At 46.1% G+C, this 21,847-nt stretch carries 28 protein-coding genes; 27 read left to right on the top strand and 1 reads right to left on the bottom strand.

Annotated elements, in window-relative coordinates:
* Positions 1 to 24: 24 nt before the first annotated feature.
* The 27 genes from G3255_RS09730 (at position 25) to yoyC (ending at position 20,455) form a co-directional block, all read left to right on the top strand.
* Entirely contained in the window at positions 25 to 288 is a 264-nt protein-coding gene (locus G3255_RS09730; protein ID WP_211654295.1) for a hypothetical protein, read from the top strand.
* Positions 289 to 324: 36 nt separating this feature from the next.
* Positions 325 to 2,406, top strand: coding sequence for a glycosyl hydrolase family 28-related protein (locus G3255_RS09725; RefSeq protein ID WP_211654294.1), 2,082 nt, complete (start codon positions 325 to 327; stop codon positions 2,404 to 2,406).
* A gap of 101 nt (positions 2,407 to 2,507) precedes the next feature.
* Complete coding sequence (locus tag G3255_RS09720; RefSeq protein ID WP_211654293.1) at positions 2,508 to 2,705, top strand: hypothetical protein; 198 nt, start codon at positions 2,508 to 2,510, stop codon at positions 2,703 to 2,705.
* Between the two features lie 267 nt (positions 2,706 to 2,972).
* Positions 2,973 to 3,173 (top strand): hypothetical protein, encoded by a 201-nt coding sequence (locus G3255_RS09715; RefSeq protein ID WP_211654292.1) that lies wholly within the window; start codon positions 2,973 to 2,975, stop codon positions 3,171 to 3,173.
* Between the two features lie 121 nt (positions 3,174 to 3,294).
* The gene (locus tag G3255_RS09710) at positions 3,295 to 3,786 is read left to right on the top strand and encodes a phage holin family protein (RefSeq protein WP_211654291.1); all 492 of its coding nucleotides are present in this window, start codon (positions 3,295 to 3,297) and stop codon (positions 3,784 to 3,786) included.
* On the top strand, positions 3,787 to 4,227 hold the full coding sequence (locus G3255_RS09705; RefSeq protein WP_211654290.1) for an N-acetylmuramoyl-L-alanine amidase family protein: 441 nt from the start codon (positions 3,787 to 3,789) through the stop codon (positions 4,225 to 4,227). It begins immediately after the preceding gene.
* A 1-nt stretch (position 4,228) separates the two neighbouring features.
* Entirely contained in the window at positions 4,229 to 4,912 is a 684-nt protein-coding gene (locus G3255_RS09700) for a peptidoglycan-binding domain-containing protein (RefSeq protein WP_211654289.1), read from the top strand.
* 177 nt (positions 4,913 to 5,089) lie between these two features.
* Positions 5,090 to 5,482, top strand: a complete 393-nt coding sequence (locus G3255_RS09695) for a DUF6941 family protein (RefSeq protein WP_211654288.1) — start codon at positions 5,090 to 5,092, stop codon at positions 5,480 to 5,482.
* Between the two features lie 21 nt (positions 5,483 to 5,503).
* Entirely contained in the window at positions 5,504 to 6,103 is a 600-nt protein-coding gene (locus G3255_RS09690; RefSeq protein WP_211654287.1) for a hypothetical protein, read from the top strand.
* Positions 6,104 to 6,264: 161 nt separating this feature from the next.
* Positions 6,265 to 7,592, top strand: a protein-coding gene (locus G3255_RS09685) for an IS3 family transposase (RefSeq protein ID WP_211654286.1) whose coding sequence is annotated in 2 segments (ribosomal slippage) — positions 6,265 to 6,652 and positions 6,652 to 7,592 — 1,329 coding nt in all. Because the reading frame shifts where the segments join, the coding sequence is not laid out codon by codon here.
* 446 nt (positions 7,593 to 8,038) lie between these two features.
* Positions 8,039 to 8,401: a YolD-like family protein gene (locus G3255_RS09680; RefSeq protein ID WP_211654285.1), complete on the top strand. Its 363-nt coding sequence runs from the start codon at positions 8,039 to 8,041 to the stop codon at positions 8,399 to 8,401.
* A gap of 229 nt (positions 8,402 to 8,630) precedes the next feature.
* Positions 8,631 to 9,065: a BrxA/BrxB family bacilliredoxin gene (locus tag G3255_RS09675; protein WP_058380632.1), complete on the top strand. Its 435-nt coding sequence runs from the start codon at positions 8,631 to 8,633 to the stop codon at positions 9,063 to 9,065.
* Positions 9,062 to 9,844 carry a class I SAM-dependent methyltransferase gene (locus tag G3255_RS09670; RefSeq protein WP_211654284.1) on the top strand — a complete coding sequence of 261 codons (783 nt, stop codon included), beginning with the start codon at positions 9,062 to 9,064 and terminating at the stop codon, positions 9,842 to 9,844. Before G3255_RS09675 ends, G3255_RS09670 begins: the two co-directional genes overlap by 4 nt.
* Positions 9,845 to 10,433: 589 nt before the next feature.
* Entirely contained in the window at positions 10,434 to 11,027 is a 594-nt protein-coding gene (locus G3255_RS09665) for a YpjP family protein (RefSeq protein ID WP_211654283.1), read from the top strand.
* 123 nt (positions 11,028 to 11,150) lie between these two features.
* A complete protein-coding gene (locus G3255_RS09660; RefSeq protein WP_211654282.1) occupies positions 11,151 to 12,092 on the top strand; it encodes a thymidylate synthase in 942 nt (313 codons plus the stop codon).
* Between the two features lie 19 nt (positions 12,093 to 12,111).
* Positions 12,112 to 12,609: a dihydrofolate reductase gene (locus G3255_RS09655; protein ID WP_211654281.1), complete on the top strand. Its 498-nt coding sequence runs from the start codon at positions 12,112 to 12,114 to the stop codon at positions 12,607 to 12,609.
* Positions 12,602 to 13,321, top strand: a complete 720-nt coding sequence (locus G3255_RS09650) for a lysophospholipid acyltransferase family protein (RefSeq protein WP_349291429.1) — start codon at positions 12,602 to 12,604, stop codon at positions 13,319 to 13,321. The genes G3255_RS09655 and G3255_RS09650 overlap by 8 nt, the downstream gene beginning before the upstream one ends.
* A 52-nt stretch (positions 13,322 to 13,373) precedes the next feature.
* Positions 13,374 to 14,213 (top strand): DegV family protein, encoded by an 840-nt coding sequence (locus G3255_RS09645; protein WP_211654279.1) that lies wholly within the window; start codon positions 13,374 to 13,376, stop codon positions 14,211 to 14,213.
* Positions 14,214 to 14,242: 29 nt separating this feature from the next.
* Positions 14,243 to 15,040 (top strand): GDSL-type esterase/lipase family protein, encoded by a 798-nt coding sequence (locus G3255_RS09640; RefSeq protein WP_211654278.1) that lies wholly within the window; start codon positions 14,243 to 14,245, stop codon positions 15,038 to 15,040.
* A gap of 11 nt (positions 15,041 to 15,051) precedes the next feature.
* Entirely contained in the window at positions 15,052 to 15,627 is a 576-nt protein-coding gene (locus G3255_RS09635; RefSeq protein WP_211654277.1) for a YpmS family protein, read from the top strand.
* Positions 15,628 to 15,643: 16 nt separating this feature from the next.
* Positions 15,644 to 16,174 (top strand): peptide-methionine (S)-S-oxide reductase MsrA, encoded by a 531-nt coding sequence (gene msrA, locus G3255_RS09630; RefSeq protein ID WP_211654276.1) that lies wholly within the window; start codon positions 15,644 to 15,646, stop codon positions 16,172 to 16,174.
* Positions 16,171 to 16,596, top strand: a complete 426-nt coding sequence (gene msrB / locus G3255_RS09625; RefSeq protein WP_211654275.1) for a peptide-methionine (R)-S-oxide reductase MsrB — start codon at positions 16,171 to 16,173, stop codon at positions 16,594 to 16,596. The genes msrA and msrB overlap by 4 nt, the downstream gene beginning before the upstream one ends.
* Positions 16,597 to 16,648: 52 nt before the next feature.
* Entirely contained in the window at positions 16,649 to 16,864 is a 216-nt protein-coding gene (locus G3255_RS09620) for a YozE family protein (protein ID WP_211654274.1), read from the top strand.
* A 69-nt stretch (positions 16,865 to 16,933) separates the two neighbouring features.
* Positions 16,934 to 17,638, top strand: a complete 705-nt coding sequence (gene deoD / locus G3255_RS09615; RefSeq protein WP_211654273.1) for a purine-nucleoside phosphorylase — start codon at positions 16,934 to 16,936, stop codon at positions 17,636 to 17,638.
* 103 nt (positions 17,639 to 17,741) lie between these two features.
* Complete coding sequence (locus tag G3255_RS09610) at positions 17,742 to 19,274, top strand: lmo1851 family serine protease (RefSeq protein ID WP_211654272.1); 1,533 nt, start codon at positions 17,742 to 17,744, stop codon at positions 19,272 to 19,274.
* Positions 19,275 to 19,337: 63 nt separating this feature from the next.
* Positions 19,338 to 20,219, top strand: a complete 882-nt coding sequence (locus G3255_RS09605; RefSeq protein ID WP_211654271.1) for a CobW family GTP-binding protein — start codon at positions 19,338 to 19,340, stop codon at positions 20,217 to 20,219.
* Positions 20,216 to 20,455 carry a protein YoyC gene (gene yoyC / locus G3255_RS09600; protein WP_211654270.1) on the top strand — a complete coding sequence of 80 codons (240 nt, stop codon included), beginning with the start codon at positions 20,216 to 20,218 and terminating at the stop codon, positions 20,453 to 20,455. Before G3255_RS09605 ends, yoyC begins: the two co-directional genes overlap by 4 nt.
* Here yoyC and G3255_RS09595 read toward each other — a convergent pair.
* Complete coding sequence (locus G3255_RS09595; RefSeq protein WP_211654269.1) at positions 20,449 to 21,798, bottom strand: MATE family efflux transporter; 1,350 nt, start codon at positions 21,796 to 21,798, stop codon at positions 20,449 to 20,451. The two genes, yoyC and G3255_RS09595, sit on opposite strands and share 7 nt — an antisense overlap.
* Between the last annotated feature and the right edge of the window lie 49 nt (positions 21,799 to 21,847).

Raw genomic sequence — 21,847 nt, 5'->3', positions numbered from 1 at the left:
GGCACTCGTTAGGGGGAGAGAAACATGCAATATGAAGTGACGGACATTCAGCATCAAACACATAGCTCTGCTGCCGGAAGTCGAGAGGCAGTTGTTTTTACAGTCGTTTATACGGCAGCTGATTCTAATTTCAAGAACACGGCATACCTCGAATTTAATGCAGACACAGCCGACGAAGAAATTGCGACAGCGATTGAAAGCCATGGAAAGATGCTTGCATCAAAGGGCGAAAAAACATACAGCTTTGCGAAAAGCGGAGTAATTGAGTTAAGAGGAAAGGATAGATAACCGAATGGCCATGAACAAAACACGCGCCTTGATCTAGTGGAGGGTGGAAACATCTTTAAGCAAGGTGACGATGTCACCTTCGGTTTTGTTACTCGTGATTATAAAGGCTCGTCAGTCGATTTAACAAACAAGCAAATAGAAGTTGCCATATTCAATGGTAATATTGGGGTTATATATGAGGGGCCAGCAAGTTTTGTGGACGGAAAAATACTCTTTACAATTAAGCGGGTTCTAAGTGACGGGAAGTTCCAATTGGAGTTTACAGTCACAGATGCAGCAGACCCTAAGTATAGAACGAAATTCCCGACAGAAGATTATGCCTCGGAGCTCACTATTAAACTATCAGCTGATAATTTGGATTATGTCGGGGCAAGTATAACGACGGTAGCACAATTACGATCTGAGCAGGAAATAAAGCAGCAGCAATTCGAATTGGCAATAGTACCACAGGTCGACGAGTTAAAGCAGCGAGTTGAAAATGGAATCGGCGCCTTCACAGAGGACATGGAAGTTTTAGATGCTCGAATGGACGAGGTAAACTTACGCACTTTTAATGAAAAAGTTACTAATCAACTGGATGATATCGTAACGAACGTGAAAAAAATGGGTTTTATTGGAGATGGCGTAACCGATACAACGCAAGCTTTAAAAAATGCTATCTCGACGGTTGGCAAAGGTGACATTTATCTCCCTGAAGGCGTTTATGTTCTAACGGATACGATTGTAATACCGCAGGGAGTCGCGATTAGTGGACAAGGTGCAGGACGGACAATTTTTGAATTTCCTAAGGGAGTGTCTAAAGCTCCGTTTATTGCAAGGGGCATCACGGATAAGACATTCAAAGGCTTTACATTGAGGGAGAAAGATCACAATTTCACCGCGACGGCAGCGGGAATTTACATTGAGCAATCTATAAGTCTCCTTTTCGACGATGTATACGTGGAAGGGTTTGCGAATGCCTTCCAAATTACTAGAAGTAGTGGCAGTACCTCTAAGAATAAGGACATTACTCTTCGGAAATGTAGAGGCACCTACTCTAAGGGCTACGGTATTACTTCTAAGTATTTAGATGGTCTACTGCTCGATGATTGTGTTTTCGAATACAACTGGTTAGATGGTATTAAAAGTGAAAAATCAACCATTAACGTGATAGTCAGAGGGGGGCGTTCGAGTCACAACGGACAATCAAACATTCTTGGCACAGGAGGTAATGGTAACGGGATTGACGCTTATGCAGGTGGCGAGTCATTTATTATTGATGGGTTGATTGCAGAATATAACCAAGGCGCAGGGGTCTATGTTAAAACCGGACCCCTGAATACAGCGGATCAGACAGAGTTAACAAACGTCCGAAACCTTGAAATAAGAAGCCCTAGGTGCAGAGGGAATACGCATTCAGGCCTTGACATCAACCGAGTTGACGGTGATACAAACCAATACCCACTGGTAGCTCAGGCAAATGTATTCGGTGGAATATACGAAAAAAATGGCGCTAACGGCATTTATGTACGAGAAAGAAACGTAGCGTTGCATTCTCCTATGTGCAAAGAAAACCAAGAGGATGGCATTAAAACCTCCCCAACAAGCTACGGCTTTAGCGTTATCGCCCCCACTCTAATTGCTAACGGTCAAAAGCAGGCCGGGGTTTACAACGGTATCAGCCCGCATGGCAAGAAGAACAGAATAGCTATGGGGATTATCGATGGCGGATTGGATGACTACGCGACAGTCGGTGACTTTATAGCTACTGTGAAGCATCACTATGCCAGCATCAGAGTACACGGAACGACCGATGACACAATTATCCGAGATGTGATATGCCGAAATAATGCACACTCCCACGACGTGAGAATTGATGGAGGTGTGTTCTGTGTAGTTCATCACGGAAGAAGAGACGCTGGGTATGCTACCTATGGCAGTGAAGGGTCGACAGTATTTTATAACGGACTCACTTATACAAAAGTGACACCATCATCGGATGTAAGCCCTGCTGGATGGGAGCTTCAAAACAAAAAAGCATCGGTTCTAGCAGATAGCACAGCCACAGATGTTGCTGCGTTGCGAGCTGATTTCAACAGTCTTTTGGGAAAAATGCGAGCTGTTAAATTATTAAGCTGATTCTGTTGTAAAAAATAAAATTTTTTAAATTTTAATTCAATATCGAATTCCTTTTGTGTTAAAATTAGGAAGATTTCAAAATTTTTTTAAGGAGGCTAAAGATGTATAAATACTTCATTTCCTTTAATGTTTTGCAAGACTCAGGCCAAAGAAATTTAGGTTTTGGAAATTGCGACATTACAAGGGAACAAAAAATCGAAGGAATTGAGCAAGTGACGGAAATCGCAGAACAAATCGCGAGAGAAAACAATTTGGAACCTGGTTCTGTCACCATTCTTTATTTTAATCTTTTTGATTAATTTAAGAATCTAATCGATAACTTCAAAAATTTAAAAGCAATAACAAAAGAGCGCCTTTACCAGTGCTCTTTTTATATACCCAAAAATAGTGACATAGGGGGAATTAAGGGATGACGGTATAAAAATCACTTACAGAGCATCGGCTTAGTCATTTCGATGAAATACCAAAAGTATTTTCAATTACCAAGCTGACAGAATAGATTGGAGAGAAGGGAAACCTCTGTTTAGTATCGAAATAGTACTAATCGAGAGAACTGGAGGGTTTTCATGTCTGGTATATACTTATTAAAAACTGTCGGTTATGGCGTGCTGGGAACTTTTTTAGTGCTACAAAGAAATAAAATCTTATTTAGTGATTTAGATTTTGAATATGTAATTGGTGGGGTATTAATTATAGTTACTGCACTTGAATTTGGTGTTAATTTAGTAGCATATATCACTGCACTAAAAAATAGAGTAGAGACCTGAAAAAATAAGAAGAAAATAATTATTCTTAAAGAGCGCCTAAATTGGTGCTCTTTTTGTTTTGCTTAATTTAGAGAAGAAAAGTTTTAGGGGGTCCATTTTAAAAATCGAAAGGAAGATCATAATGGACAATTTGTTGTTATTAAATCTCGGAGGTGCTGATTTGGAACACTTGGAAGTAGCGCGTATGTATTTGTTTGGCCCGGTCAAGTTTTTGGATTTTCTTATGGTGCTGATGGCATTTAATATTTTGACGGGAATCTTTAAGGCAATAAAAAACGGAAACCTATGGTCACGAAAGAGCTTGTTCGGGTATGCCCGGAAGATACTTATTTTTGGTGTGATCATTGTTGCCAATATCATCGATCAGATTTTGGGACTGAACGGGGCGATTACGTACGCCACTGTGATTTTCTACATCGCAAATGAGGTGTTATCGATTACAGAAAACCTAGCTGAAATCGGCGTATTGGTACCAAAAGAAATTGCGGAAAAGCTGAAAGTGATGCAGCCGAGTGAGAACGCGTCGATCGGTAGCCAATTCAAGGAAGAGTTGACTGGTAGCAAGGTAGATGACGAATTGCGAGAGGCAAAGAAAAATGAAGGGGTGGAATAAATGCCGAAAATAGTCATATTTGCAGGTCACGACCACGATACATGGGAGAAAACAGGCGGCAAGGGCGTCCGCACAAATTTAGAGGTTGATGGTGTCTACGAGGAATTTGATACTAATTACATCATCGCCAAAGGGGCGGTCGAACTGCTGCGGAAACAACCCGGATTCACAGTCCTCTTCCCGCAGGAAGACAAACACCACATGACTTTAAAGCAACGGATCGATTACGCGAACGCACATGGCGCTGACCTAATGATTGATGTCCATAGCAATGCCTCAGCCAGCCGGACAGCGACAGGCGCAGCGGCCTTCTATTGGTACAATAGCGCAGCTGGTAAAAAGGCAGCGGACATCTTCGCTAAGCATATTAAAGCAAATGGGCTGCCGACGTGGTCGGGAGGCACATACGCATCGCAGGCGACCGGCTGGTCGTCTTTTTAATATGCTTAAATACTCGGAAATGCCAGCTGTTCTTACGGAAAGCTTTTTCTTCACCACTCGCTCGGATTTGGAGAACTACTTGCTCAATCCAAAGGTTCAGAAAGTGCTCATGAAGATCCACGCGAACATTGCCCTGGAGTTTTTCGGCAAGAAAGCACTCGATACAGCACTCGATTCCATCGTGCTTCCTGATGGCCGTGAAGTAGTGAAAATTGGCAGCCGCGGAGCCGATGTGAAGTATGCTCAAATTGCACTTGGCAGACACGGACATGAAACCGATGTAGACAGCATCTTCGGAAAAGACACAGATAAGAAAACAAAAGCTTTCCAGAAAGCAAAAGGGCTTGTCGACGATGGAATTATTGGTGCAGCGACTTGGGCCGAGCTTGAAAGGAAATCGCAGCCACCAGCCAAACCAGCCCAAAACCCCAAGGAGGACGATGAAATGCTAAAACAAGCAATTGTCATTGGATCACTAAATGATTACTCGGCAGCAGAAATTCTTTCCGTGCGATTGAAAGCGCCGATCTATCCGAGAAAGTCCGTCATTGGAAAAGTAGCGAAAGAGCTACTGGTGGTCGGCGGTGACGCTGAAGGTTTAAAAGCCGATAAGGTAACAGATCTATCGGGCGGAACGCGATTCAAAACAGCTCAGAACGTGGAAGGATATCTGAAAAAAATATAAAATAGAATAGTAAGTCGAAAATAATATTTTTATTCAAAGCCCTATAGTGATAATTTAAAATTACTGAGGGCTTTTTTATAAAGAAACTGATACTCGAACATTAAAATAGTTCAATGCTTATCCTATCTAATGTTATAATAAATTTGAAAGACAATTTGTATTAGGAGGTCAATTCTTTTGACTAACAATATTGGACATGTAATAGCATGTAACGAAGCATTCAATACCCCCAGCGGTGAATTGATTTTAAAACAACCCATTAACTCAATAATCGCATTGGCACTTCCAACTTATTATTCATTCGTAGTAGCTGTAGGAATGATTAATTTAAAGCAACAAGAGTATAAAACAATTGTAAAAGTAACGAGTCCTTCAGGAAAAGAAATAGCGCTTAATACAATGGACTTCGAAATAGGGCCCCCGACAGATGGATTAACTAGTTCTGATGGTGGTTTTAACGTGAATTTTCGGAATGCAATTATAGAAGAAGAAGGAAATCATATTATCTCTGTCAAACTGAATGATGAAGAGAAAACTTTGATAGTTCCAGTAATAAAAAAGGTCATTTAAAATTGATAGAAGGTGATTAAAATGGTCGAAACTATAGTTACTTCTTCGTTGAATGCAATCAGAGAAAAATCACAAAGTTCTGATGGTGTTAAAGCACCGCAAGAGTTGATCGACTTTATTGAAAAGCATCCTTATTCAAAAGTTGATGGATACATATACGGAAATAAATCAGCAAAGATAATTAGTGAAGAAGGTGAGAGTGCTGGACCAACAGTGCATTCTTATTTTCACAGTTTTGTAAATTCTTTAGAACAAAAAGGGGATGAAGAGACAATGAACAACCAAAATTCTACAGACACCCTCTTTAAAGAATTAAAAATTGATATGCGAGAACGTGAAGAAAGATCAAGAAAAGAAATTTCTGACCGTGAAGAACGATATGAACGTCAACTTGAAAGGTTTGCTCAAGAATCTCAACAAAGAGAAGAACGTATTAGGCAAGAAACCAAGGAGAGAGAAGAGCGAATCGAAAAGATGATAAATGGAGTTAACTCAAAAGTTGAAGACCACGCTAAGTATTTTGAAAGCATTAAAACTCAAAACTTTTGGGGTAACATCACGGTTTTTGTGGCTCTAGTAGCTATTTTGGTTACTTTGATGTTGGCTTTGTTTAATCAATAACCACATTTGGACTTAAATAATATAAGCCCCTCGCGTCGAGCATAAAATAGTGAACTGAACCCCAAATGGTAGACACTTTAAAAAGTGCCCCCCATTTGGGGTTTTTTCTGTTTTCAGACCCCGGTATACTAAACATATCTACTGGAACGGGAGAGGTTGTTATGAGTAAAATTATCTTTAACGAACACCAACGACGCATCTTGGAAGCGAACCCGAATGTTAAAACGGTCACAGATCGAACGATTCAATACATCCCTGAATTTAAGGTGAAGGCTGTCCAAGAGAATTTGCAAGGCAAAGGACCGTCGCAAATCTTTGTTGAAAACGGATTCGACCTGATGGTCATTGGGGCGAAAAAACCCAAAGAGACATTGAAGCGTTGGCGGAAAACATTCGACCTTTATGGCGAGGAAGGGTTTTGGGAAGAGCGCCGTGGAAAAGGCAGTACCGGCCGGCCCTCTACCCAAGAACTCTCTGCCGAGAAACAGCTGGAGAAGGCGAAAGCACGCATCAAATATCTGGAAGCCGAAAATGAGTTGCTAAAGAAGCTCGAGGAACTCGAGAGGCAGGCGAAGAAACGCAATTGACCCCAGCGGAAAAATTCGAAGCGATCAATGCAGTGGTCCGGAAATTCCGACTGAAGAATTTGGTGGGGGCTTTGTGCCAAACAGCGGAAGTCAGTCGAAGTGGCTACTATGCTTGGCTGAAGAAAGTGGAACAGCACGCCATTCGCGAAGAACAGGACTATGAAGATTACCTGTTGCTGAAAAGCATCTACGATGCGCATCGTGGGAAAGTCGGGTATCGCACCTTTTATATGATCCTTACTGAACTGCTGGAAACGCCGATGAATCATAAGAAAATCTTACGTCTCATGCGCAAATTCAATCTCTTTGCCAAAATCCGGCGAGCGAATCCTTATAAGCAAATCGCCAAAGCCACACAGGAACACGCCGTCTGTCCAAACCTGTTAGACCGTAAGTTTAAACTAGACGAACCCGGCAAGGTCTTCGTCACGGATATAACGTATCTCCCTAACCGTTCGGGACAGATGGCGTATCTGTCCGCTGTGAAAGATGTCGCCACCCGCGAAATCGTCGCCTACGAAGTGACGACGACGCTTACGATGGAAATTGTGTACCGCACGTTAAGAAAACTGAAGGAAGCATTGGATGACAATGTTCACCCGGAAGCGATGATCCATTCCGATCAAGGCTTCCACTACACCCACCCCGAATACCAACGACGCGTGAAGAAAATGAAATTGACCCAATCGATGTCCCGCAGGGGCAACTGTCTCGACAACGCCCCCATCGAATCGTTTTTTGGTCACTTTAAAGATGATGTCGACTTTAAACAGGCAACCAGCCTAGAGGAATTGAAAGCACTGGTGGATGAGTACATGGCGTATTACAATGGAACGCGCAAACAATGGAATCTAAAAAAGATGACTCCGGCACAATACCGAAGTCATCTGATCGCAGCTTAGCTGCCGGGTGCTTTTATTAAATTGTCCACAAAATGGGGCTCAGTTCATAGTCGATGTTGAGGGGCTTTTTTTATTTTTCGAGATAAATGTAAACGTTAGTAGAATGTCTATAGGTGTCATAAGCGAATTTAAAACCTGCAATCAACTCGGGACCGGCGCCAGCTGTGAATTTCAAGTAATGGTATACTTTGTCGAACTCTCTTGTATCAGGAAAATATGCACCTCAGTAGGCGTGCCTGGCAAGAGTGCCGACTCGAAAGTAATCGTTTTAAAATTGGTAAAGCCACTCCCTAAATGTAACATCCATCAAACTATCCCCTTACATGTTATAAAGATAGTATATCAATAGCAAGTACTTTTGATACATTTACTTTTAATTTTATAGGTTGTTTTACTCAATCATCGTGGTATATTAAGAACGAATGTTCTTATAAGGAGTGATGTAAATGAGTATAAACAAAGATCGTAAAATGGTGGGAGGCATCCAAGATAGAGGAGCCTTGAAATGGACATCTCTTATGCTGCCGGAACATATTCGAATGCTGAGGGAATGGAAGGAGGAAGATAACAGGGTGCCGAAACCCGAACTGGATGAATTTGATTTGCAAACACTTCAAGAGAATATCGAAATTGCCATGAGCCGAAGATGCGAAGTCGAGATTCAAATATTGAAGGATCATCAATTTCACTACTACACCGGAATGATTATTAGCTTGGATATCCAGACTCGTACTATTGTTTATGATGATTTATTATCAACCAAGAAGTTATCAGTAAATGAGGTAACTTCTGTGAGGTTGATGGATTAACTTACCAACTGTTTCGACATATGCACGAAAACTTTATTTACTATTAACTAGTGATAAAATGAGTTATGAAAAGACTAATGTTATAGAAGAAAACAATTCCTGGAATACTCACAAAAAAATCACATTTCAAACGGCAAGATATGAAAGTCAATGAAACTACGTTATAGTAAACAGTGAGTAATCCCTTTAAAACAAGCAAAAACACTAATATATGAAAGTAGGCGAAACCATGCAAGCATACGATGAGTACATGAAAGGCATTGTCGTCCCAATGCGCAAAGAACTGACAGAATCCGGATTTACGGAGCTGACGACGGCAGAAGACGTAAACGAACATATGAGCAACTCACAAGGTGTGAGTCTCGTGATCATTAACTCAATCTGTGGATGCGCCGCAGGGCTTGCACGCCCAGCCGTACGCGAAGCGGTGGAATTGGCTGAACACAAGCCTGACCATTTGGTGACAGTATTTGCAGGACAAGACAAGGAAGCGACAGCGCAGATGCGCCAGTATTTCGAGGAAGTGCCGCCATCGTCTCCTTCGATCGCAGTCGTAAAAGATGGGCAGCTAGCGCATTTCATCCCGCGCGAAGAAATCGAAGGTTTTGAAATGGAGCAAGTGCGTGATGCCGTGAAACAAGCAATCGAGGAAGCAGCGCAGTGAAGACGATCGTCACGACCGCTTACCGGCCGACGGATGCGACTAAGCGCTGTGCACAAGAGACCGCACAGCTCCTTGGCCTGCAGGCAGTCGAGCGCAATAAGCGGCCGATCTACAAACTGCACGAAGAACTAGCAGCGGACGTTATCGTCTGCAAAAAAGAACGGCTCGAGCTTTATCCAGTCGGACAAAGCGAGCCGTTCTTTTTTCATCCCAATTCGGCGGCATTTCGCTCGAAGCGGCCGCTCGGAAACGATCCGCTCGTTGAAGTGTCAGGACTCGAGCAGGGCGACGCATTCCTCGATTGCACGCTCGGCATGGCGAGTGATGCGCTCATTGCTTCGCTTGTCGTTAATGATACGGGGCGAGTGGTTGGCTGTGAAAGCGACCCGGTCATCGCCCATGTCATCCGTGAAGGCTTAAAAAATTATCAGGACATGCCGAAACTGCACGATTCGATGAGGCGCATCCAAGTCGTCCCGCAAAATGCAGTCGATTATTTGAAAGGGCTTGATGAGAATTCCTTCGATGTCGTTTACATGGACCCGATGTTCACGGAACAGATTGCCGAAGCATCGAACTTCGCGCCGCTCCGGAACAATGCGGACCACGGGCAATTGACGAGGGAGTGGGTAGAGCAAGCGAAGCGCGTCGCAAGGAAAAGCGTCGTTTTGAAAGCGCATTTCCGCTCAACTGATTTTGAGGCGTTCGGCTTCAAGCGGCGCGTGCGCCCAAATACGAAATTCCATTTCGGCGTCATACAAATGAATAAGAGTAAATAAAAAAATCTCCCAAAGCGGGAGATTTTTTTCGGAGTGTTGAAGAAGTCTGTAGTCCATAATAAATTAAACGAAGATTATCTTTTCCGCATTCAAAAATCAATGTTCTATTTAAGTATTTGAAGAAGCGTTCGCTCGTAAACCCTTTTGCTCAGTAATACTGCATATTACTTTTGCAAAGATAATGTCTCCCGTAGGTCGACCTTATCTTTCCTGTGGATTAGTGAGACGGCCGAGACCCCGTAAGACGCATAGCGGCTGAGGATGCTTGGACGCGAACCCACGGAAAGCGAGCGATAAGCTTCGGAAAATACGTGTCCATGAGTTTCTCGATATCATAAAAAAATCTCCCAAAGCGGGAGATTTTTTTAGTCTGTGATGGATAGAGAAGTCAAATACACAAGCATAAACAATAGACCCAATCCGATCAATAATGAAGCGTCCATGAAAATTCCTCCTTTTTTAAAAAAACAAGGCGTACTTACTTGCTTTATTGTACAATGAAATGGAACAAGATGAAACCTTTCCACATACAAATCGTTTATTACTATAACTATCTTGACAAAATGTTCAAAATTGAGGGTGATGTTTAGTGAAGAGTTGGTGGCAGAAGTCCTTGATGGTTGCTGTAACGGTTCTGACGCTAGGTGCCATTACGCCAAACCATATGATTTGGGAGTCCCTGCTGGATGAAGAGGATGGCCCAAAAACACATGCAAGCCAAGGGCAAACAAAAGAATATACACTTGAATGGATCGATCCTGCAGAATATTATGTCACGGCAGACACAATTCTTGCCGATTTCCGCCAAGCCGCTGAAGAACAGTCCTACATGAAATTCGGTTCGCGCATCGGCCCGGTGATCGATTCGGAATTCCGCACGCGCATTTTGCCGACAATCCAGGATGTCATCGATACGGAGCTGGCCGCCTACGGCAAAGACAGATTGCGTAATCTGGCAATTTCCGAAAAACCGTCCGGCGACCACGCCGAGAAAATTTTCCACGTCTATGACAAAGATAGCGGGCAAGATGAAATCCGCTTCCATGTACGCACGGAGAAAAAACCGCTTGAAGGCTATTCGTTCAATTTCCATTACCATTTGGCAAGCGACGAGTACCAGAGACACATCAGCATCGGGGACATCTACTGGTCCAAAGACACCCCGCCTAAATGGCTTTCCTGAAACCGTTATCACCATAACGGTTTTTTTTAATGCGCCCATTTGTTTCCGGACATATGGTATTCTTAAAGTTTTTCTTATACGAGTTGTTTTTGTTATGATGTTACTAATAATGGAGGGAATTGCATGAAACAATATTTAGCGTTGTGTGAACATATCCTGGATCAAGGAGCCAAGAAAGAAGACCGCACGGGAACCGGCACGCTGAGCGTGTTCGGCCATCAGATGCGCTTTGACCTGGCGGAGGGCTTCCCGCTCATGACCACCAAGAAAACAGCGTTCCGGCTGATTGTCTCGGAACTTCTCTGGTTCATTAAAGGCGATACAAATGTCCAGACTTTATTGAAGGATAATAACCACATCTGGGACGAGTGGGCATTTGCCCAGTGGATCGAAAGCGATGAATACGACGGGCCGGACATGAATGATTTCGGCCGGCGGGCACAGCGCGATCCGGAATTTGCGGAATTGTATAAAGAGCAAATGGCGCGGTTCCAGGAAAAAGTGCTGGCAGATGACGAGTTTGCGAAAAAATACGGTGATTTGGGGCCGGTCTACGGCAAGCAATGGCGATCGTGGGCAGCGACTGACGGCGGCCAGATTGACCAGCTGAAAAATGTTGTCGAATCGATCAAGAACAATCCGGACTCACGCCGCCATTTGGTGACGGCATGGAATCCGGAATTCATCGATGACATGGCGCTGCCGCCTTGCCACATCATGTTCCAGTTTTATGTGGCAGACGGTAAATTGTCATGCCAGCTATACCAAAGAAGCGCAGACGTCTTTCTGGGCGTGCCGTTCAATATCGCGTCCTACGCATTGCTGACGCATCTTGTCGCTCAGGAATGCGGGCTCGAACCCGGTGAGTTCATCCACACGACCGGCGATACGCATCTCTATGTAAATCATTTAGAGCAAGTGCAGGAGCAATTGAGCAGAGACCCACGCCCATTGCCGTCTTTGAAATTAACAGAGGGCAAATCGATGTTCGACATGGAAATGGAAGACATTCAAATCGAGGGCTATGACCCGCATCCACGGATCAAAGCACCTGTTGCTGTATAACGGCCAAGGAGGAGAACTTATGATTTCATTAATGGTGGCGCATGACCCGCATCACGTAATCGGCAAAGACAATCAATTGCCGTGGCATATTCCGGAAGATTTGGCATATTTTAAAAAACATACCCTTGGAAAAGGCATGGTGATGGGGCGCAATACCTTTGAATCGATTGGCCGTCCCTTGCCGAAGCGGCGCAATATCATCGTGACGCGCAACACCGAGTATACGGCACAAGGCGCCGATATCACCCACAACCTGGAAGATGCCATCGAATTGGCCAAGCAGCAGCATGAGGAAGTAATGGTCATTGGCGGCGAGCAGATTTTTCGTGAAGCCTTGCAGATTGCGGATAGGCTGTATATTACACTGGTTCACCAAGCTTTCGAAGGAGACACGTTTTTTCCTGAATACGGAAGGGAATGGAAGTTAGTATCGGAGTCTGAACGCCATGACTCGAACGGCATCCCGTATTCGTATTTGGTGTTCGAACGCAACACAGGGGGAGAAACAGGTGCTTAAGTCTGCCCGCACGTTCTCCTATTTATTCGGCTATTTGCCGATTGCCGCCGCCAATTTGGCGAAGTTCAAAAAGCGTAAAGCGGGGATGGGCCAACAGGAATATAGCGAGCTGATCCATAGCGAACCCCAGAAATGGGCGTCTGGCATCATGAAGCGCACGGGCAGCAAAGTCGAAGTGAGCGGACTCGAACGCTTACCGGAAGGGCCGGTGCTGTTTGTCAGCAACCACGAAGGCAATTTTGATATTCCGGTACTGTTGTCGTCCATCCCGAAATCGTTCGGCTTTATTTCCAAAGAAGAAGTGAGGAAATTCCCGATCATCCCGTCTTATATGGAAGAGATGAATTGCGTCTTCCTCGACCGCACCGACCGCCGAAGCGCGTTCAAGTCCATCACCGATACCATCGAAAAGCTTCACGAAGGCCATTCCATCTTGATTTTTCCGGAAGGCACGAGAAGCAAAGGGCAAGGGCTCAAGGACTTTAAAGCCGGATTTATGCGCATCGCCAAAGAAGCAGGCGTACCGGTTGTGCCGATCGCCATCGAAGGCACATCGCGCATTATGGAAAACAACAACAATCAAATCCGCCCGGCCCATGTAAAGGTTCAAGTGCTTGAACCCTTTACACCGCAGCAACTGGACGCTGCGGGCGTGAAAGCGGCGCAATTGGTCAAAAGCCGCATCGAGCAGGCACTGGCTGACCTTCAGTAGATTTTTATAAGAAGAGAAAGATCCTATAAGCAGATGAAATGGAAGTGATCGAATGTCGAAAATTCACATTGTAACGGATTCGACTGCTGATTTGAAAGCAGAAGAAATAGAAGCACATGGGCTTCACGTCGTTCCTTTGTCGATCCAGATCGGGGGCAAGACCTATCTGGATCGCGTCGATTTGGAACCGGAAGCTTTTCTTGAACTGATGAAGAATTCAGATGAATTTCCAAAGAGCTCCCAGCCGGCGCCAGGCGTCTTCAAGGAGCTCTATGATGAACTCGGCAAGGACGGAAGCCAAATCATTTCCATCCATATGACCGGTGGCATGAGCGGCACCGTGGAATCTGCGCGCACCGCTGCGGAATTGACGGATTCCGATGTCACAGTCATCGATTCCCGTTATATTTCTCACGCTTTGACTTTCCAAGTATTTGAAGCGGCAACGATGGCGAAACAAGGGAAAACGGTCGAGCAAATTGTCGAGCGCGTGGATCAGGTGCGTCGCAACACGAAACTGTATGTAGTGGTCGATACGCTCGATAATTTGGTCAAAGGCGGGCGCATCGGCAAAGGCCGTGCCATGATCGGGTCGTTCCTGAAGATCAAGCCGATTGCCTCGCTTGACGACGGCGAATACACCCCTGTCGCCAAAATGCGCAGCCATAAGCAAGTGGTGGACTATTTGGTGAAAGATTTTGCCGAACGCACGAAAGGCAAGGTGGTGAAAGGCGTCGGCATCGCCCAGGCGAACGGCCAGGCAATGGCCGAGCCGCTGCGCGAAAAAATCAAGGAAACCGGATTCACTGATATCCGTTATGATTTCACGACTCCGGTCATTTCCACGCACACGGGAATCGGCGCCATCGGTTTCATGTATTACACGGAGTAAACTAAAGGAATCACGAAGGAGAGACGGACGTGAAACGCATCCTGTATATTGTCATTGCCTTATCGATTGTGCTTGCGGGATGTGCTTCGACGTTCAATTTCGGTAAAGAAGAAGCGGCGCCGCGTCTGCCGGTGGAGTTCGCCCCCTATACGGTCCCGCCGAACTTCATCCCGCAGACTGTGATCATCACTGCACTTGGGGATTCTTTGTCACAAGGCGTAGGCGATACAGAAAACCGCGGGGGATATGTCGGCCGTTTGGCGCTCGAAATGGCGGAATGGCCTGGGATAGAAGGCATCGCCCTTGAAAATACAGCGAAACGCGGCAGGAGAAGTGATCAATTATTGTCGCTGTTCCAGCAAGGCAAGCTGTCCGGCCCGCTGCTCGCATCTGATTATATTTTCATGACGATCGGCGGCAACGACGTCATGCGTATCGTCAAACGGGATTTATTTTCGTTGAATATCGAAGCTTTTACCGAAGAATTGATTCTTTACCAGAGCCGCTTCGAGACCATCTACTCATCCATCCGCTCGTTGAATCCGTCCGCGCCGCTCATCGTTGTCGGCCTATACAACCCGTTTTCACTGGTAACGGATGAAGTAGAGGAATTCGATCAAATCATCGACTCCTATAATGGAGTCATGCAAGAAACAGTGGAAGGAGATCCGCACGCCTGTTTCGTGCCCGTCAGCGATTTATTCGTCGGCAATGAGAATTTGGTATATCATACCGATTTCTTCCACCCGAACAGCAAAGGCTATGACCTGATGGCTGAACGGGTATCCGAAACAATGGAGCAATGCGGCATTAGCTTCCAAGGATAGGAGGTGGAAAAATGAAAAAATGGCGTTTTGCATTTTTTGTGCTATTGGTGTTGAACCTAGTTGCCGTCATTGGATTTTTTCTGTTCATTACGACACCATCCGATAATTTTAAAACCTATCAAGCGGAAAGCAGCCCGCCTCCTGAAGGCAATACAGTCGTCGTCAATACGACCAAAGCCGATTTTGAAGGGATTGCGAATACCTATATCGCAGATGCGATGGAAGGCCAGCCGATTCCTTTGCGCCTGGCGGTGACTGACAATGTCAGTTTGTCTACCGAACTCACGGTATTTGGGGTGACTTTGCCGATCTTGTTGACTTTTGACCCGGTCGTGCTGCCCGATGGCAATTTATTGTTGGAACAGCGTTCGGTTGAAGTCGGACGGCTCGACATACCACCGGAATCAGCGTTAAAATTGCTTCGAGACTCCGTGGATCTTCCAGAATTTATGGAAGTCATGCCGAAAGAAGAGGAAGTCTTGCTGAATCTCACCGAAATTCCCATCAACGGCGGCGTTTCAGTACGTGCAACATCGTTCGACCTTGAAGAAGACGACATCCGTCTTTTAGTAACGATTCAGCCATAATATGAGGAGGGGTAAGATGAAGACAGAAAAAGCGACATTTGCTGGCGGCTGTTTTTGGTGCATGGTACAGCCGTTTGATTCGCTCGAGGGCATCGAAGCGGTCGTTAGTGGCTATACAGGCGGCGATTTGCCGAACCCGACATATGAACAAGTGTGCACGAATGTGACCGGCCACCGGGAGGCTGTGGAAATCACATTCCAGCCGGAGCTTTATCCCTATGAGCGACTGCTTGAAGTGTATTGGTCCCAGATTGACCCGACCGATGCGGGCGGACAGTTTTTCGACCGCGGCGATTCTTATAAAACGGCTATTTATTACCATACGGAAGAACAGCGCATCGCTGCCGAAAAATCCAAACAGCAGTTGGAGCAATCGGGCAAGTTTACTAAGCCGATTGCCACCGATATTCTGGAAGCGAAAGAATTCTATCCGGCCGAAACCTATCATCAAGATTATTACCAGAAAAACCCAACACATTATAACCGTTATGCGACAGGATCCGGTCGCAAGACATTTATCCAAAACCATTGGGGGGAATCGAAATGAAAGACGATTTGAAAACGAAATTGACGCCAATGCAATACCATGTTACGCAGGAAAACGGAACTGAACCGCCGTTCCAAGGCGAATTCGACCAGCATTTTGAAGAAGGCATTTATGTCGACATCGTCTCGGGCAAACCTTTGTTCAGTTCGAAAGACAAATTTGACGCCCATTGCGGCTGGCCGAGTTTTGCCAAACCGATCGAAGGGGAAGAAGTGAAGGAAAGCTTCGATACGAGCCATGGCATGAGACGGACTGAAGTACGCTCCGCTTCTGCCGATTCGCATCTCGGGCATTTGTTCCCAGACGGGCCATCTGAACTCGGCGGCTTACGCTACTGCATTAATTCCGCGGCATTGCGTTTCGTCCCAAAAGACCAATTGGAACAACAAGGCTATAGCGAATACTTGCAACTATTCGAATAAAAGGAAAGCCTGGACTCCGGTCCGGGCTTTTTGCTGAAAGGAGGAGCTTCTTATGGAGCGCTCATTTTACCAATTTGCATTGAAATACCGCGGCAAGATTATACAAGATGAATATTCCCAATTTGCCGAAGCGATGTTTTTGGATCATAGTTTCCCAAAAACGAGCACAGATTTCCAGGAACTCTCCCAATACGTTGAAGAAAAGGCGCATCCAGTTCTCCAAGCTTCCACATTTGACCGAATATGGCAAGAATACGAAGCAGGTTAAAGCTCTTCATTGCACTTGGCGATAAAAAACAGTATGATTAAATCGACTAAAATAAAGTGAGGTTTTATGATGAGTGTTCACATTAATGCTAAAAAAGGCGATATCGCCGATACTATTCTACTTCCTGGAGATCCACTTCGCGCGAAGTACATCGCGGAAACATTCCTTGAAGACGTAACATTGTATAACGAAGTCCGCAATATGTTCGGCTATACGGGTACATACAAAGGCAAACGCATTTCCGTTCAAGGAACGGGCATGGGCGTCCCGTCGATCTCGATCTATGTGACGGAATTGATGCAAGAATACGACGTGCAGAAATTGATTCGTGTCGGTACATGCGGCTCGATCCATAAGGACGTCAAAGTGCGTGATGTTATCCTTGCGCAAGCAGCATCAACGGATTCAAAAATGAACGATATCATCTTCAACGGTATCACGTATGCGCCGATCGCAAACTTCGACTTGCTGCAAAAGGCTTATGCAGCCGGGCAGGAAAAAGGCTTGAACTTGCGTGTCGGGAACGTATTCACTGAAGACGTATTCTACAATGAACACGCTGAGCACGAAAAATGGGCACAATACGGAATTCTTGGCCTAGAGATGGAATCTTCCGCGTTGTACACGCTAGCGGCGAAATTCGGGCGCAAAGCACTATCGATTTTGACAGTCAGCGACCATTTATTGACTGGAGAAGTAACTTCTGCAGAAGAGCGCCAAACAACTTTCAGCGATATGATTGTTGTGGCATTGGACGCAGCGATCCAAGACTAACAGGAAAAAAGACTGTCGAGGCAGTCTTTTTCTTTTAACCCGGCAAGTTTTGGGAGAATTTTTGAAACTTGCTGTCAGGTGAATGAAGAAAGTGGTGAAACATATGGACGAGAAGCGACCGGGCGAAGAACAGCAACCCGAAGCGCAGGCGGCAGAGGAACCGAAGCCGCATTTTATTCGAATGAAAACCTTCTATTTCATCATGCTTGTCTTTTTCCTGATTATCGCGACAGCGGGCATTACCGTTTTTGCTTTGACTTTCGGAGAAGATAAGGCAGTGGAGGTGAACAGTCCTGAACGACAGGAATTCCAAAAATTATATTCTGCTTACGACCAGATAGAAGCACAGTATTTTGAAGAAATAGAGCAAGAAGATTTGATCAATGGTGCCATCAATGGCATGGTCGACGCACTTGGCGACCCATATTCCGACTATATGGATGAAAACGAAGCAGCCCAGTTTATGGAAGGCATTTCATCCAGTTTTGAAGGAATCGGTGCAGAAGTCCAGGAGCGCAATGGTTATGTAACGGTGGTTTCACCGATCAAGAACTCGCCGGCTGAAAAAGCAGGCGTCTTGCCGAATGACCAAATATTGGAAGTTGACGGTGAAAGCATCCAAGGGTTCTCTACGACCGAAGCGGTCATGTTGATCCGTGGGGAAAAAGGAACCGAAGTGACCTTGACGATCCAGCGCGGTGAAAATGCTGACCCGATTGAGATTACGATCGTCCGTGACGAGATCCCGATCGAAACCGTGTATGCGGAAATGGTCAATGACCAAGTCGCCCACATCAATATCACCAGTTTCTCGGAAAACACTTACGATGAATTGCAGGATGCCATTGCTGAAATGGAAGAACAAGGCATGGAAGCGGTAGTCCTTGATGTGCGCCAGAATCCAGGCGGCTTGTTGAATACGGCGCTTGATATTTCCAACCTCTTCATTGAAGAAGGCAAGGAAATGTTCGAAGTGCAGGCAAAAGGCGAAGAGCCGGAAGTGTATTTAGCTACAGACGGCGATAAACTGGATATCCCGGTCACATTATTGATCGATGGAGGCAGTGCATCAGCTTCTGAAATTTTGGCAGGAGCGATGAGCGAATCCGCAGACGTGACCTTGGTCGGCGAAAAAACCTTCGGGAAAGGGACCGTCCAAACGGCAAATGACCTTTCGGATGGCTCGAACTTGAAGTTCACGACCGCTAAATGGTTGACGCCGGATGGCAATTGGATCCACGAAGAAGGCATCGAGCCGGATGTAGTGGTTCCATATCCAGAATATGCGTCTCTGCCATTCCTTGACCCATCAGTTGAGTTGAAAGATGGCAGCATATCCGAACAAGTGCAAACTGCTGAGAAAATGCTGGATGCACTCGGTTATGAAGTCGGCGAAATCGATGGCGTGTTCGAAGAAGAGATGGAGCAGGCCGTTATGGAGTTCCAGGAAGCGAATGATTTGGAAACGGATGGTGTATTGACCGAAGATACCGTATATGCGGTCATGGACCAATTGCGTGAAAAGATCAATACCGAAGATCCACAGCTCCAGGAAGCAACAGATATCTTGATGGAGCAGGCTGGCTTAACAACTGAAGAACCGGCTGATGAAGAAGAAGCCGATACAGAAGAATAAGATAACTGAAAAGGCCCGCTTCCGGCGGGCCTTTTCTTTCAATAGGAGAGAAAGGATGAGTTGATGGTTGATGTGTATTTGTTCAGCGGATTTCTCGGCAGCGGGAAAACGACCTTGCTGAAGAAAATGATCGTGGAATTTAAAGAAAAAGGCTTGAAGCCGGCAATATTTATGAATGAGCTCGGATCGATGAATTTCGATTCGGAAGAGGTCGGGGACGGTGTGCCGCTCAAGGAAATTCTGGATGGCTGCATTTGCTGCAGCGGCTCTGAAAAATCGGAAGCGCAGATTCAGACTTTGCTCGCAGAGTCCGAGTTCGATGTGCTGCTCATCGAAACGACAGGAGCTGCGCATCCCGTCGAAGCACTCGACGCCATTTTCTCACCGCTGTTCGCGGAGCGCTTGAACTTCCGCGGCATTGTCACAGTGGCTGACAGCAAACGCTTTTTGGAACGCCAGCAATTGTCCCCGCAAATCCGCTCGTTGTTCATAGAGCAAATCCGCCACGCCGATTTATTATTGGCGAATAAAACGGATTTGCTGAGCGAATCGGAACAAAGCCAGGCGATTTTTGAGATCCAGCAAATCAATCCGACAGCGCGCATCGTCCAGACGGTCCATGCCAAAGTGCCGCTGAAATTGCTTGAATCCATTAGCCCTGCAGAACGCGGGCCCGTCGAACAAGCACCGGTGTCGAAATTGAACTTGCAGACGAAGATCGTTTCATTTGATAAGCCAATCGAGCGTGAAGCGTTTGAGGAATGGCTGCGCAATTTGCCGGATACGGTCTATCGCATCAAAGGCTATATCACGCTCTCAGGCCATAGCTATCCGCATTCTTTCCAATATGCTTATGGCATGGTGCAATGGCTGCCGGAATACATGAAGCTGCGCAACCAGATTGTGCTGATTGGTGAAAACCTAGAAGGACTGGACATGCCGTGATCGAGGCGTATAAACGATTATGGCCGGACCGTCAAGGGGTGCAGCGCATTAACACGCAAGACGAGTTGGAGACAAGCATACGCATCGAATTGAACGACGAACTGACCCATCCGCGCGTCCGCAAATCAGTGGAAGAAAAGCTGGAGTTGGCGGTCGAACGGATCGGGGAGTCAGCGCTTACCGAAGAGGAAAAAACGCAATTGATCCAGCTATACAAAAAACTTGCCGCTCATTGAGCGGCAAGTTTTTTTTGGATGATCAACAGGCGGATCGATAAGGTGATGGCGCCTGCTGTGAGTCCGGCGATGAGGCCGACCCAATAGCCGAAAGCACCGAGGTCGGTGAACGTGGCGAACAGATAGCCTGAAGGCAGCCCGATGACCCAATAGGAAATGAGCGCCATGATAAACGTGATGTTGACGTCCTTATAGCCGCGCAGCGCCCCTTGGACCGGCGCTTGGACGGCGTCCGACACTTGGAACAAGGCTGCGAAGATCAAGAACTGGACCGCGAGCCCAATGACGGCGGGGTCGGATGAGTACAATTCGGCGATTGGCTCCCGCAGGAAATAGAGGATGCCCGACGAGATAACACTGAGCGTTACGGCTGCACCGACACCAAGCCAGCTGTACTGCTTAGCGTGTGATGCGCGCTTTGCCCCAACTTCAAACCCGACCAGTATCGTCGCGCCCATCGAGATGCTGAGCGGCAGCATATAGAGGAGCGATGCAAAGTTCAAGGCGATCTGGTGGGCAGCGATAGTGATCGTCCCGTACACAGACATCATGAAGGTGACTGCTGAAAAGATACTTGTTTCGGCGAAGATCGAAATGCCGATCGGCACGCCGATGCCGGTGATTTCCTTCCACCTGGTTAAGGAAGGGCGCGCCCATTTGCGGAAAATCCCAAATGATTTGAACGGTTCATTCGTGTGGATGATGAATGCGGCAATCGCTAGCACGAGCCAATAGGTGATTGCTGACGCCATTCCAGCACCCGGTCCGCCAAGTTCAGGAAAGCCGAAGTTCCCGAAAATCAGTAAATAATTGAAGAACACATTGATCGGTGCCGACATCAACGTGATGAACATCGTCACGCGCGTGGCACCGAGTGCATCGATATACGAGCGCAGTGCATTATACGCAAACAGCGGCACCAAGCCTAAGCTCATTGCGAAAATATAGCGGCTGGCAACGTCGTTGACGGCTGGTTCGAGGTCCATGAAACCAAGCAGCCAGTCGATGCCGAAGAAGAAGAAACAGAAGACGATCGCCGCCAGGATAACCGCCAAGTAAATCCCTTGCTGCACCGCATCTTTCACGCCATCTTTTTTCTTGGCCCCCATCAATTGTGCTACAATTGGAGTAATGGACATGAGGATGCCGGCAAGTCCGATATACACCGGAACCCAAAAAGAGGATCCGATCGACACACCGGCAAGATCCTCGGTCCCGTAACGGGCGGTCATGTAAATATCGAAAAAAGTCACCATATACATAGCGACTTGGGTGATGAGAATCGGCAGGACGATTTTCATTAACAATTTAAGTTTTTCTTGAGTCGTTTTCGTTTCGTACATATACATAGCCTCCCAATACACTTGCAATACCAAATAAAACGAGTATATC

Source organism: Planococcus sp. MSAK28401 (genome assembly GCF_018283455.1).
Taxonomy (GTDB): domain Bacteria; phylum Bacillota; class Bacilli; order Bacillales_A; family Planococcaceae; genus Planococcus; species Planococcus alpniumensis.
The sequence above is the reverse complement of the archived record's forward strand: the minus strand, read 5'-3'. Positions and strand labels throughout refer to the sequence as shown.

Bases quoted from the DNA above. Each gene is read 5' to 3' on its own strand.
- G3255_RS09645 (WP_211654279.1), top strand. From the start codon at position 13,374: ATGTCGAAAATTCACATTGTAACGGATTCGACTGCTGATTTGAAAGCA.
- G3255_RS09705 (WP_211654290.1), top strand. From the start codon at position 3,787: ATGCCGAAAATAGTCATATTTGCAGGTCACGACCACGATACATGGGAG.
- G3255_RS09675 (WP_058380632.1), top strand. From the start codon at position 8,631: ATGCAAGCATACGATGAGTACATGAAAGGCATTGTCGTCCCAATGCGC.
- G3255_RS09715 (WP_211654292.1), top strand. From the start codon at position 2,973: ATGTCTGGTATATACTTATTAAAAACTGTCGGTTATGGCGTGCTGGGA.
- G3255_RS09660 (WP_211654282.1), top strand. From the start codon at position 11,151: ATGAAACAATATTTAGCGTTGTGTGAACATATCCTGGATCAAGGAGCC.
- msrA (WP_211654276.1), top strand. From the start codon at position 15,644: ATGAAGACAGAAAAAGCGACATTTGCTGGCGGCTGTTTTTGGTGCATG.
- G3255_RS09730 (WP_211654295.1), top strand. From the start codon at position 25: ATGCAATATGAAGTGACGGACATTCAGCATCAAACACATAGCTCTGCT.
- G3255_RS09635 (WP_211654277.1), top strand. From the start codon at position 15,052: ATGAAAAAATGGCGTTTTGCATTTTTTGTGCTATTGGTGTTGAACCTA.
- deoD (WP_211654273.1), top strand. From the start codon at position 16,934: ATGAGTGTTCACATTAATGCTAAAAAAGGCGATATCGCCGATACTATT.
- G3255_RS09720 (WP_211654293.1), top strand. From the start codon at position 2,508: ATGTATAAATACTTCATTTCCTTTAATGTTTTGCAAGACTCAGGCCAA.
- G3255_RS09605 (WP_211654271.1), top strand. From the start codon at position 19,338: ATGGTTGATGTGTATTTGTTCAGCGGATTTCTCGGCAGCGGGAAAACG.
- G3255_RS09655 (WP_211654281.1), top strand. From the start codon at position 12,112: ATGATTTCATTAATGGTGGCGCATGACCCGCATCACGTAATCGGCAAA.
- G3255_RS09710 (WP_211654291.1), top strand. From the start codon at position 3,295: ATGGACAATTTGTTGTTATTAAATCTCGGAGGTGCTGATTTGGAACAC.
- G3255_RS09680 (WP_211654285.1), top strand. From the start codon at position 8,039: ATGAGTATAAACAAAGATCGTAAAATGGTGGGAGGCATCCAAGATAGA.
- G3255_RS09620 (WP_211654274.1), top strand. From the start codon at position 16,649: ATGGAGCGCTCATTTTACCAATTTGCATTGAAATACCGCGGCAAGATT.
- G3255_RS09690 (WP_211654287.1), top strand. From the start codon at position 5,504: ATGGTCGAAACTATAGTTACTTCTTCGTTGAATGCAATCAGAGAAAAA.
- G3255_RS09700 (WP_211654289.1), top strand. From the start codon at position 4,229: ATGCTTAAATACTCGGAAATGCCAGCTGTTCTTACGGAAAGCTTTTTC.
- msrB (WP_211654275.1), top strand. From the start codon at position 16,171: ATGAAAGACGATTTGAAAACGAAATTGACGCCAATGCAATACCATGTT.
- G3255_RS09610 (WP_211654272.1), top strand. From the start codon at position 17,742: ATGGACGAGAAGCGACCGGGCGAAGAACAGCAACCCGAAGCGCAGGCG.
- G3255_RS09595 (WP_211654269.1), bottom strand. From the start codon at position 21,798: ATGTACGAAACGAAAACGACTCAAGAAAAACTTAAATTGTTAATGAAA.